Source organism: Bacteroidota bacterium (assembly GCA_039821555.1).
GTDB lineage: Bacteria > Bacteroidota > Rhodothermia > Rhodothermales > Rubricoccaceae > JBCBEX01.
Window position 1 is genome coordinate 21,988 of the sequence record JBCBNX010000016.1, and the last position, 11,249, is coordinate 33,236.

The following is an 11,249-nucleotide window of genomic DNA, read 5'->3' on the forward strand; positions in this document are numbered from 1 at the left end:
CACCCCCGTTCGGCTGTTTCAGGACGCCGCGCTCCCATACCCGTGCAGCAGCCACGCCACGACAGCCGTCCACCCCGTCTGGTGGCTCGCGCCGAGGCCGCGCCCGGTGTCGCCGTGGAAGTACTCGTGGAAGAGCAGTCGCTGCCGCCATTCGGTGGTTTGCAAAAACGGTTTCTCCTTGCGGTAGACCCGCACGTCGTCCTTCAGTAGGAAGAGCGAGTCGAGGCGGCGGGCGAGGTGTTCGGCGACATCGCAGAGGGTGTGCCCGGTCGTGACGCCTTCGCCATTGCGGCCGGGCAGCGAGACCGTGAGCGACTCGCCGAAGTAGTCGCCGAAGCGTTGCAGGGCCTCCACCATCAGGTGGTTGACGGGCATCCACACCGGCCCGCGCCAGTTCGAGTTGCCGCCGAAGAGCGGCACGGGCGACGCCCCAGGGACGTAGCGCACCTCGTAGGTTTGCCCGGCGAGGTTGAAGTGGTAGGGCTCGCGTTCGTGGTGCTTCGAGAGCGAGCGCAGGCCGTGCGGGCTGAGGAACTGCGCGGGGTCGAGCATCCGGTCGAGGAGGCGTTCGAGCTTGGCGCGGTTGACGATCGAGAGCAGGATGTCGCCTTTCGCGCCGGGCTGCAGGTGCAGGCCGAGGTCGTGCACGACACCCGTGCGGTGTTCCTGGAACCACGCCACCCGGGCGGCCAGCTTCGGCAGGCGGGCGAGCGTATCGGCGCTGAGCGTCTCCGTGGCGAAGAGCGGCGTCAGCCCCACGAACGACTGCACTTTGAGCGGGATATGCCGGTCGGCACCGTAGTTCGCGCCTTCGATGTGCAGCACGTCGTAGTAGAAGCCGTCGGCGTCGTCCCACAGGCCGGTCCCGGCGCACGCCTTGTTGATAGCGCGCGCGATGTAGACGAAGTGCTCGAAGAATTTCGCCGCGAGGTCTTCGTAGACGGGGTCGTGCTCCGACAGCTCGATGGCGATGGTGAGCATGTTGAGGCAGTACATCCCCATCCACGCCGTGCCGTCGGCCTGCTCCAGCCGCACGCCGTCGGGGAGCGGTGCGCTTCGGTCGAAGACGCCGATGTTGTCGAGCCCGAGGAAGCCACCCTCGAAGACGTTGTTGCCGTCGACGTCCTTGCGGTTGACCCACCAGGTGAAATTGAGCAGCAGCTTGTTGAAGACGGTCTTCAGGAACGCCACGTCCGGCGTGCCGGTGCGGGCGCGGTCGTGCTGGTAGACCCGTAGCGCGGCCCAGGCGTGGACCGGCGGGTTGACGTCGGAGAAGGCCCACTCGTAGGCGGGGATCTGGCCGTTTGGGTGGAGAAAGCCCTCGGACGTGAAGAGCACCAGTTGCCGCTTCGCCTCCTCCGGGTCGATGAGCGCCATCGGGAGCATGTGGAAGGCGAGGTCCCACGCGGCGTACCACGGGTACTCCCACTTGTCCGGCATCGAGATGACGTGGTGGTTGAGCAGGTGCGGCCAGTGGCGGTTGCGCGGGCGGCGCTCCTCGGGCGGCGGTGGCATGGCCGGGTCGCCCGCCATCCAGCGCTGGACGTCGTAGTGGTAGAACTGCTGCGTCCAGAGCAGCCCCGCGAGCGCCTGCCGCTGCACGAGCTTCGCGTCGTCGGTGAGGCCCGGCGACTGGCGATGCACGTCGTCGTAGAACGCATCCGCCTCGGCGATGCGCTCGCCGAAGCGCTTGGCAAAGCCGCGGAACGGCTGCGCCTGCGCGCGGTCGGCGAGGCGGACCTGCACTTCGAGCGTCTCACCCGGCTCCAGCGTCGCGCGGACGTGCGCGGCGGCTTTGGTTCCGACCTGATCGGAGTTGACGGCGCGCTCGTCGCCCTGGACCACAGCGCGGTGAATGCCGTCTTTGACGTAGGGCGTCTGGTTCGGCACGTCGTAGAGCCGCTCCGTGTTGGTCTCGTTCTCCGTGACGAGCAGCGCAGGCGCCTCGGCCATCATCGTGCCGTCGGGATCGAGCGCACGGGCGTACCACCAGCGCTCTTCTAGCGCCGGCCCCATCACCGTCGGACCGTCAGGGTCCGGGCGGAGGTGCAGCGCGACGACGCTGTCCGGCGCAGCGCTTTTTCCAGAAGGCTCGACGAGTTCGAGGAGCGGCGTCGTGCTGTCCTCGTCCCAGGCCCACGTGTTCCGAAACCAGACGTGCGGCAGGAGGTGGATCGGCGCGGCGTCTGGTCCTTTGTTCGTCGCGCGGATGCGGCACAGGATGTCCTCGGGACCCGCCTTCGCATATTCCACCGTCACGTCGAAGTAGCGCTCCGCGGCGAGGTCGCCTTCCAGCGCGTCGAGCAGTTCAAACTCGACGTCCATGCGGCCCCGACGGCGGTTCTCGTCGTGGAGGCGTTGGTAGGGAAAGGCCGCCTGTGGGTAGAGGTAGGCGAGCTTGGCGTAGGAGTAGGTTGGCGTCGCGTCGAGGTGTGAATACAGTTCCTTGACGTCCTCGCCGTGGTTGCCCTCGTGGCCGGAGAGCCCGAAGAAGCGCTCCTTCAGGATGGCGTCCTGCTCGTTCCAGAGCGCGACGGCGAGGCACAGCCGCTGGTCGCGGTCGCAGAAGCCCGCGAGGCCGTCCTCGTTCCAGCGGTAGGTGCGGCTGCGCGCATGGTCGAAAGGGAAATAGGCCCAGGCGTCGCCGTCGGCGCTGTAGTCTTCGCGGACGGTGCCCCAGGCGCGGTCCGAGAGGTAGGTCCCCCACCGGCGCCAGTCGGTTTGAGCATCGTCGAGACGGGCTTGCTCCTTCGTCATAGTATTTTTGATTGATGATTTTTGATTTACGATTCGATACTAGAAGCGACACTCAACCACAAATCGAAAGTCGCCCATCGACAATCATAAATCACTCGCTCGACCACGCCGTGCGGAAGTCGGGGTAGAGCGTCAGGCCGCCGTCCACGTAGAGCGTCTGGCCGGTGATGTAGGCGGCCTCCTCGGAGGCGAGGAAGGCGGTCACGGCGGCCATCTCCTTGGAGGAGCCGGCACGGCCGAGCGGGATGTGGCCCTCCACCATCGCCTTCTTCTCGGGGTCGTCCACCCAGGCTGAGTTGATAGGGGTGACCGTCGCGCCGGGGCCGATGGCGTTGACGCGGATGCCCTGCGCGGCATACTCTAGCGCGAGCGTACGCGTGAGGTTCTGCATGCCGCCCTTGCTCACCGAGTAGCCCACGAAGCGCGGCTTCGGGATGATCTGGTGCACGCTCGACACGTTGATGATGACGCCGGGCTTCTCCGCCTCCAGGAAGTGCTCGATGGCTTCCTTCGCGCACAGAAACGCCCCGCGCAGGTTGACGCCGAGTACCTTGTCGAACTCGGCCGCGGTCGTGTCGTGGGAGTCGCTCGGGATCTGGATGCCAGCGTTGTTCACGAGCACGTCGATGCCGCCGAGGTGGGCGATGGCGCGCTCGAACATGTCGCGGACCTCGTGGGCGTCGGAGACGTCGGCCTGGTGGAGACACACCTGCACGTCCTCGGCCCGGACCTGCTCGGCGCAGCTCTGGAACGCGGCGACGTGTCCGGCGCGCGCCTCGCGGATGCGGTCCTCGGTGGCCTCAGCCTCGTCGCGGTCGCGGAGGTAGTTGATCGCCACGTTGGCGCCCTCGTAGCCGAAGCGGATGGCGATGGCTTGGCCGATGCCAGAGCTACCGCCGGTCACGAGCACATTCTTGCCGACGAGGCCGCGAAACGTGGAGAAGGCGGGGTCGCGGGGGTAGGGCGAGGTCATACGGAGACAGGCAGATGGAAACGGGCCTGAAAATAGGGAGCCGCGCCGACTTGCTGGGCGGCCGCAGGCATCGGGACGTAGACAGAAATCTGAATCTTTCTGCGACCCCTATGACACATCCTGTCACTCCCAACGGCGATGTTGGGCGTGTACCACCTGCGCAACCCTCCGCACCTCACCCGCGCCGCCATGCTGACCTACCACCACGCACCCGCCTTCCTGCGCCGCCTCGTCACGCACGCCCGCACACACGGCATGCTCGACTGGTGCACGATCAACGACCTCGCGGCGCGCTACCTCGACAGCACAGCGCTGCGTCCGGGTCAGTCGGCGTCGCAGTTGGGTCACGTTTTCGCGGCGCAGCTCATCGAGAGCGGGCTGCTCACGGGCGAGGTCGTTCGTAGCGAAGACGACCGCGTCTTCGTCGCCGAGGCGCAGCTTCCGAGCGCTACGCTGGCGCTGGCTGCGTGACATATTGCTATCCCAGCTATGCTAGACCTAACTATCGTTGAAGTCTTTTCACTTCTTTCGAGCGTTGCTTCGCTCGTATTGGCGGTTGTAGCGATTCTGATGGCAAGGTCAAGCGAGCGCGATAGCAGGGCGAACTTTGATCGTACTCAGGAGATCATGAACCAGCAATACGATCGAACCAAGGATGTTTTATCTGAGATAGACAAGCGAGCGAGCATAGTCGAACGGACTGTCAGTGATTCTCAGACTAAAATGCTCACGACTCTCACCACGATCATAAACGAGACAGTAATTCCCAAGAGGTCTGATTCTGGTGAAGAGATTGGAATGATGGTTATGCAAGCAATTATGAGCGACCCTGATGCTGGTACAAAAATTATCTCTTCGCTGATGCCTTTAGTTGAGCATGGACAGCGTATCCAAGCCGAAGAAAGGCAGCGTCTCGTCGAAGCAGAGTCTGTTTAGCCTTCGCTAGACTCTCATACACCCTGCCACCCTGTCAGCATCGTGGTCGCTGGCACGGGGTTGGTACTACGGTTTGTGCTACAGATTTCGTGAGGCCTGCAGCGCCAGGGTCACGTTTTGGCAGACGCTCCCCGCTTCATGGGTCTCGCCCGAGACTCGCTAGCGCGCGCCTCCCCCTCTCCGACAGCACGAACACTAGAACCAACTCCTCCTCATGGGTAAGATCATCGGTATCGACCTCGGCACGACGAACTCCGTCGTGGCCGTGATGGAAGGCGGCGAGCCCGTCGTCATCCCCAACGCCGAGGGCGGACGCACCACGCCGTCCGTCGTCGCGTTCAAGAAAGACGGCGAGCGCCTCGTGGGCGCCCCGGCCAAGCGCCAGGCCGTCACCAACCCGGACAAGACCATCGCGTCGGTCAAGCGCTTCATGGGCCGTCAGTTCGACGAGGTCCAGGGCGAGATCAAGACCGTCCCCTACACCGTCGAGCGCGGCGACGGCGGCGTCGCCCGCGTCAACATCGACGGCAAGCAGTTCACCCCGCAGGAGATCTCCGCGATGGTGCTGCAGAAGCTCAAGCAGACCGCCGAAGACTATCTCGGCGAGCGCGTCACGGAGGCCGTCGTGACGGTCCCGGCCTACTTCAACGACGCCCAGCGCAAGGCCACCAAAGAAGCTGGCACTATCGCCGGGCTCGAAGTCAAGCGCATCCTCAACGAGCCGACCGCGGCGGCGCTCGCCTACGGCCTCGACAAGAAGGACGCCGAGCAGACTGTAGCCGTCTATGACCTCGGCGGCGGCACCTACGACATCTCGATTCTCGAACTCGGCGACGGCGTTTTCGAGGTGAAGTCCACCAACGGCGACACCCACCTCGGCGGCGACGACTTCGACCAGCGCCTCATCAACTTCTTCGCCGACACCTTCAAGGCTGACGAAGGCATCGACCTGCGCACCGACCCGATGGCGCTCCAGCGTCTGAAGGAGGCCGCCGAGAAGGCCAAGATCGAGCTCTCGTCGAGCGCGTCCACGACGGTCAACCTGCCGTTCATCACGGCCACGCAGGACGGCCCGAAGCACCTCAACCTCGACCTCACGCGCGCGAAGTTCGAGCAGCTCGTGGACGACCTCGTCCAGCGCACCACCCCGCCGATGCAGAAGGCGCTCCAGGACGCGGGCCTCTCGAAGTCCGACATCGACGAGGTGATCCTCGTGGGCGGCTCGACGCGCATCCCGAAGATTCAGGAGGTCGTGGAGCAGTTCTTCGGCAAGAAGCCGAACCGCTCGGTTAACCCTGATGAGGTCGTGGCCATCGGCGCGGCGATCCAGGGCGGCGTCCTCTCGGGCGACGTGACGGACGTGCTCCTCCTCGACGTGACGCCGCTCAACCTCGGCATCGAGACGCTCGGCGGCGTGATGACGGCGCTCATCACGGCCAACACGACCATCCCGACGCGGAAGTCGGAGACGTTCTCGACCGCGAGCGACAACCAGCCGTCGGTCGAGATCCACGTCCTCCAGGGCGACCGCTCGATGGCGATCGACAACCGCACCATCGGCAAGTTCCACCTCGACGGCATCCCCCCAGCCCCGCGCGGCCTGCCGCAGATCGAGGTCACCTTCGACATCGACGCGGACGGCATCCTGAACGTCTCGGCTAAGGACAAGGCCACGGGCAAGGAGCAGTCGATCCGCATCGAGGCATCGTCGGGGCTCACCGATGCCGAGATCGAGGCCATGCGCCGCGCCGCCCGCGAACACGCCGCGGAAGACAAGCAGCGCAAGGAAAAGGTCGACAAGCTCAACAGCGCCGACTCGCTCATCTTCTCCTCGGAGAAAAACCTCACGGAGTATGGCGACAAGCTCCCCGACGAGAAGAAGGCCAAGATCGAGGCCGCGCTCGGCCGCCTCAAGGAGGTGCACAGCGCGCAGAACATCGAGGAGGTCGACTCCGCCGTGGAGCAGCTCAACGCCGCGTGGTCCGAGGCCTACGCGGACATGCAGCAGGCCGACGCCGACGCTCAGGGCGACACGGCCCAGGGCGACACGGCCCAGGGCGACGGCGCCGCGGGCGACCCGGCCGAGCCCGCCGCCGAACCTGTCCAGGACGCCGACTTCGAGGTCGTCGACGGCGACGAGCCTAAGTAGCGCGTCCCCAGCGCTGTGCCGTCGGCATGGCGTTCCATTCCGACCGCTTGACCGCCCCGGTAGCTACCCGCTGCCGGGGCAGTCGCGTTTCTGAGCGCGGCGGTACAGGAGTTGGTTCGTCCTGCATCCTACGCATTGCCCTGCCAGTGCGGGCACCCACCTACTCAGCCCGCTTCCATTTCCTCCAGTCTCATGGGCCAGCAACAACTCCTGCTCCTCGTCCTCGGCATCGTCATCGTCGGCCTCTCGGTCACGAGCGGCATCGAGTCCTTCCAGGAGAACCGGCGCAAGAGCACAGCGGACCGTGTGTATGCCCTCGCAGCGCAGACGATGGCCGACGTGACCGCGTGGAAGGCGAAGCCCGGCGCGCTCGCTGGAGGTCAGACCCGGTCCTTCCTGAACGGCTTCACCTGACAAGGCCTCGGCTACGGAGAGACGTACGACACGGTCAACCAAATCCGCCTCGACCCCGAAGGCATCTGGCTCTACTACCCGCCGTTCAACCTCGGTACCAACGGCGCTCCTATGCGCATCCTCCATCCCGAGTATGGCGTCGGCGTCGAGCTCCGGTTCTACGGCGACACGACCGACTGCATCCAACTCATCCCGATGACGGCCCCTCCCGGACGCGGCACGACGTACGGGCGCCGCTGGACGAGTCTGGAGTCCACGTGGGCGGACGCGAGCACCGTTCCGGCGTCCTGCCCATCGAGTTGGTAGACGCGATCCTGGGTGCGGTCTACGCCCCGTAGATCGAGAACTCTTCCCGTCGCGCGTGGAGGTTGAGCGCGATGGCCACCAGCACCGTGTTGGCCAGGAGCGCCGAACCGCCGTAGGACACGAACGGCAGCGGAATGCCGATGACCGGCATCACGCCGAGGTTCATCCCGATGTTGATGAGCACGTGGACGAGGAAGATGCCCGTCGCTCCGCCCGCGACGAGGCGCGTCATCGAGTAGCCCGCGTAGGTCCCGAGCCATGTCATGCGCACGAGCAGCAGTGCGAAGAGCCCGAGTACGAGCATCGCGCCGATAAAGCCGAACTCCTCGCCGATCACGCTGAAGATGAAGTCGGTGGACTGCTCCGGGATGAACGCGAGCTGCGTCTGCGTGCCGCTCATAAAGCCCTTGCCGAAGAGCCCGCCGGAGCCGACGGCCGCCTTTGCCTGGATCAGGTGGTAGCCCTCGGTGAGGCGATACGCCTCGGGCTCTACGAACGCGGTAAGGCGCCCGCGCTGGTGCGGCTTGAGCACGCGGTACAGCGCGAAGTTGGTCACGAGCGCCACGCCGACCGAGCACACGCCCGCGACGACCGTGAACCAGCGCCGCTTCACCCAGAAGCCCATCGTGGCCGTGAACGCCAGACCGAAGAGGAGCCCCCAGATCGGGCTGATGATCGCGAGATAGCCCGCCACGGCGATCCCCGCGAGCAGCGCCATCACCGGCAGAGGCACAAGGCCGGTCCAGAAGAGCATCACCGGGATGAGCGCCGCCACCACGAGCGCCGTGCCCATGTCGCTGAGCGCGATAAGCACCATCGGCACCGCGATGAGCGCGATCGCCCCGGCGAGGTAGGGCCACTGCCCCGCGCGCGCCTCCTTCGCCGAGAGCAGCCGCGCCACGGCCAGCACCACACCCACTTTCATCAACTCCGACGTCTGGAGGCCGATGGGGCCGATGTAGAGCCACGACCGCGCGCCGTTGATCTCGCGCCCGAAGAGAAGCGTGAGCACGAGCAGCGCGAACGTGACCGCGTAGCCGACGTAGGCGAGCCGCCGAATGGTCGTCGCCGGGATGAGGAGGATGATGGCGAAGGCGACACTCGCGATAAAGAACCACTGCGCCTGCCGCGCGAAGTTGCGCTGCACGGTGTCGAGCAAGAACTCGGACGCCGGGCCGTGCGTCGCGCTGTAGATCGCCACGAGGCCGACGCTCACGAGCGCCGCCCAGGTACCGATGACCGTCCAGTCAAGGTTGCGGGTCCAGTTGCGGTTCATGCGGGGCTGTCAGCGGTTGGCTGTTGGCGTTGTTGGGCGCAAGATCCCACGTACCTGTGTAGCGGTTGTGTGAGGTTTTGCCCGTGTCGGCACCCCCTGTCCGGCGTCGCCTCCGTGCTGCGCACTCCGCTCCTCGGACTGTCCCCTCGCCTACGAGGGGGACAGCTTGCGCGCCGTCGCAGGCGTGCAAGCGGGGGGTGACAAGGTGGAAGGTTCATCAGCATGCCCCTAGCCTTCGGCCTCTGAGTGCTGCAAGCGCTCGCGCTGGAACTCGTCCCACCACGAAACCCAGAGGTCGAAGGCAGCTTCGTCGGAGCCAGCCTCCCAGGCCGCCTTTGCAAACGATTTGATGCTTCGCTGTTTGGGCAGCTTGTTCTTCTCAATCCATCGTTCGAAACCGTTGTAGCCGCTCATGGGAACGGCCTCCTCAGCTGGCAGGCCATACATATGCTCCGCCAGATTAATTCCCAGAATGAGGTACTCTAGCCCGTAGAGGTAGCGCTTGGACTCGTCCCCGAGGTACATCCCAGGCCGCTTCCGTACTTGCTCGATGAACTCCTCGAAATTGTGCATCTAGCCCCTATCCTGGCCGCTGCGGCGGTTCATCACCACCTGGATGAGCCCGATGCGGTCGACGCGGCCTTTGAGGTATTGCTCCATCATCAGGCTCGCGATGGGCGCGGCGGCGGTGGAACCGTAGCCCGCGTTCTCGACGAGGATGCCGACGGCGATCTCGGGATCGTCCACGGGTGCGTAGCCGATGAACACCGAGTGGTCGTCGCCGCGCGGGTTTTGCGCGGTGCCCGTCTTGCCCGCGACCGAGACGCTGTCGATCTGTGCGATGCGGGCCGTCCCGGCTTCCACAACGAGCTCCATCCCACGCCGGATGATGTCGACGTTTTCCGGCGAGACGGGCAGCGGGTCTGACTCCCAGCGCGGGCGTAGCGTGTCGCCTGCGGTCGAGTTGATCTGGTGTTTGAGGAGGTGCGGCCATGGCAACTCGCCGCCGTTGGCGATGGCGGCGGTGTAGCGCGCCAGTTGCAGCGGCGTCGTGCCCATGTTGCCCTGCCCGATACCGAGGTTGATCGTGAAGCCCGGCCCCCACCCACGCGGGAAAAGCTCGTCGAAGTAGGACGAGTCAGGGATAAGGCCGGGGTGCTGGTCGGGGAAGTCGATGGGCGCGCGCGTGCCAAAGCCGAAGCGGTTGGCCCACGTACTCCACGTCGTGAGGTCCATACGCTTGCCGTTGATCTCGTCGTTCATCAGGCGGTAGAAGAACGTGTTGCACGAGACCTGGATGGCACGCTCCACAGCGATGGGGCCGTGGGTGCCGCCGAGGCACTTGAAGAAGCGTCCGCCGAGGAGGTAGCCGCCACCGCAGAAGAGCCGGGTGTCGCGCGTGATCATACCCTCCTCCAGCGCGACGAGCGACATGAACGGCTTCCACGTCGAGCCGGGCGGCTGGAAGCTCTGCGTGGCGCGGTTGAAGAGCGGCCGGTCGGGGTTGCGGTAGACGTAGTCGACGAAGTCCTGCGAGAGGCGTCCACGCCAGCGGTCGAGGTCGTAGTCCGGCGCGGACACCATCGCGATGAGTTCGCCCGTCTTGGGGCTGATGGCGACGGCCCCGCCGCGCTTGCCCACGAAGAGGCTCTCGGCGAGCGCCTGCACGCGCGCGTCGATCGACAGGTGGAGTTCCCAGCCCGCCTGCGGGTCGAGGTCGTCGTCGCCGTCCTTGTAGCGCGCCACCTCCATGCCGTGCGTGTTGACGAGCACGAACTCGCGCCCGACGCGGCCCCGCAGCACGTTCTCGTAGTGCGACTCGATGCCAGCGATGCCCACCTTGTCGCCCTGACGGTAGCCCTCGGCGCGCATCGCTTCGAGCTGGTCCTCGCTGATCTCGCGGACGTAGCCGAGCGCGTGCGACAGCTCGGCCTCGCCGTGGTAGCGCCGCTGCTGCCGCAGTTCGAAGCCGATGCCGGGGATGCGGTACTGATTCTCGCGCAGCCGCACGAACGCCCCGAACGGGATGTTCTCCATCAGCACCGACTCCTTGAAGCGGGAGTACGCCACCACGCGGTCGTAGCGCACCTGCATGAGCGAATCTGAGACGCCGAGCAGGCGCGCGAGGTCGGGGAGGTGCTCCGTCTCGAAGCGGCGCGGCGTGACCGTGAGGTCGTAGGTGGTAACGTTGTCGACAAGCAGTTCGCCGTTGCGGTCGTAGACGTAGCCCCGCGCCGGGAGCACCAGCTTCTGCTCGATGGCGTTGTCCTCGGCCTCGTCCGTGTACTGGCTCTGGTCGAGGATCTGCATCTGCACGAGCCGCGCCCCGAGCAGGCCGAAGAGCAGCAGCACCGTCCCCGCGAAGATGCGGAGGCGCAGCGTGGAGCCATCGTTGGTGGAGAAGGCAGACATGCGGAACGAGGGATCCTGGGTCGAGG

General features: G+C 65.7%; 10 protein-coding genes. 5 read left to right on the forward strand and 5 right to left on the reverse strand.

Annotated features, from left to right (window positions below):
• Positions 1–18 precede the first annotated feature (18 nt).
• The gene (locus tag AAFU51_14970) at positions 19–2,757 is read right to left on the reverse strand and encodes a glucosidase (protein ID MEO1572556.1); all 2,739 of its coding nucleotides are present in this window, start codon (positions 2,755–2,757) and stop codon (positions 19–21) included.
• A 91-nt stretch (positions 2,758–2,848) separates the two neighbouring features.
• A complete protein-coding gene (locus AAFU51_14975) occupies positions 2,849–3,730 on the reverse strand; it encodes a glucose 1-dehydrogenase (GenBank protein ID MEO1572557.1) in 882 nt (293 codons plus the stop codon).
• A gap of 189 nt (positions 3,731–3,919) precedes the next feature.
• Here AAFU51_14975 and AAFU51_14980 point away from each other — a divergent pair, with 189 nt between their 5' ends.
• From AAFU51_14980 to AAFU51_15000, 5 genes are all read left to right on the forward strand, one after another.
• Entirely contained in the window at positions 3,920–4,201 is a 282-nt protein-coding gene (locus AAFU51_14980; GenBank protein MEO1572558.1) for a hypothetical protein, read from the forward strand.
• 18 nt (positions 4,202–4,219) lie between these two features.
• On the forward strand, positions 4,220–4,666 hold the full coding sequence (locus AAFU51_14985) for a hypothetical protein (GenBank protein MEO1572559.1): 447 nt from the start codon (positions 4,220–4,222) through the stop codon (positions 4,664–4,666).
• 214 nt (positions 4,667–4,880) lie between these two features.
• Entirely contained in the window at positions 4,881–6,815 is a 1,935-nt protein-coding gene (dnaK, locus tag AAFU51_14990; protein ID MEO1572560.1) for a molecular chaperone DnaK, read from the forward strand.
• 192 nt (positions 6,816–7,007) lie between these two features.
• Positions 7,008–7,229: a hypothetical protein gene (locus AAFU51_14995; protein ID MEO1572561.1), complete on the forward strand. Its 222-nt coding sequence runs from the start codon at positions 7,008–7,010 to the stop codon at positions 7,227–7,229.
• 111 nt (positions 7,230–7,340) lie between these two features.
• Entirely contained in the window at positions 7,341–7,535 is a 195-nt protein-coding gene (locus AAFU51_15000; GenBank protein ID MEO1572562.1) for a hypothetical protein, read from the forward strand.
• Positions 7,536–7,554: 19 nt separating this feature from the next.
• On the opposite strand, the gene rodA is transcribed toward AAFU51_15000, so the two are convergent.
• The 3 genes from rodA to mrdA all read right to left on the reverse strand — a co-directional run bounded on the left by rodA (position 7,555) and on the right by mrdA (position 11,223).
• A complete protein-coding gene (gene rodA, locus AAFU51_15005) occupies positions 7,555–8,811 on the reverse strand; it encodes a rod shape-determining protein RodA (GenBank protein ID MEO1572563.1) in 1,257 nt (418 codons plus the stop codon).
• 228 nt (positions 8,812–9,039) lie between these two features.
• Positions 9,040–9,384 (reverse strand): hypothetical protein, encoded by a 345-nt coding sequence (locus tag AAFU51_15010; GenBank protein ID MEO1572564.1) that lies wholly within the window; start codon positions 9,382–9,384, stop codon positions 9,040–9,042.
• On the reverse strand, positions 9,385–11,223 hold the full coding sequence (mrdA, locus tag AAFU51_15015) for a penicillin-binding protein 2 (protein ID MEO1572565.1): 1,839 nt from the start codon (positions 11,221–11,223) through the stop codon (positions 9,385–9,387).
• Between the last annotated feature and the right edge of the window lie 26 nt (positions 11,224–11,249).

Bases quoted from the DNA above. Each gene is read 5' to 3' on its own strand.
- AAFU51_14970 (MEO1572556.1), bottom strand. From the start codon at position 2,757: ATGACGAAGGAGCAAGCCCGTCTCGACGATGCTCAAACCGACTGGCGC.
- AAFU51_14975 (MEO1572557.1), bottom strand. From the start codon at position 3,730: ATGACCTCGCCCTACCCCCGCGACCCCGCCTTCTCCACGTTTCGCGGC.
- AAFU51_14980 (MEO1572558.1), top strand. From the start codon at position 3,920: ATGCTGACCTACCACCACGCACCCGCCTTCCTGCGCCGCCTCGTCACG.
- AAFU51_14985 (MEO1572559.1), top strand. From the start codon at position 4,220: ATGCTAGACCTAACTATCGTTGAAGTCTTTTCACTTCTTTCGAGCGTT.
- dnaK (MEO1572560.1), top strand. From the start codon at position 4,881: ATGGGTAAGATCATCGGTATCGACCTCGGCACGACGAACTCCGTCGTG.
- AAFU51_14995 (MEO1572561.1), top strand. From the start codon at position 7,008: ATGGGCCAGCAACAACTCCTGCTCCTCGTCCTCGGCATCGTCATCGTC.
- AAFU51_15000 (MEO1572562.1), top strand. From the start codon at position 7,341: ATGCGCATCCTCCATCCCGAGTATGGCGTCGGCGTCGAGCTCCGGTTC.
- rodA (MEO1572563.1), bottom strand. From the start codon at position 8,811: ATGAACCGCAACTGGACCCGCAACCTTGACTGGACGGTCATCGGTACC.
- AAFU51_15010 (MEO1572564.1), bottom strand. From the start codon at position 9,384: ATGCACAATTTCGAGGAGTTCATCGAGCAAGTACGGAAGCGGCCTGGG.
- mrdA (MEO1572565.1), bottom strand. From the start codon at position 11,223: ATGTCTGCCTTCTCCACCAACGATGGCTCCACGCTGCGCCTCCGCATC.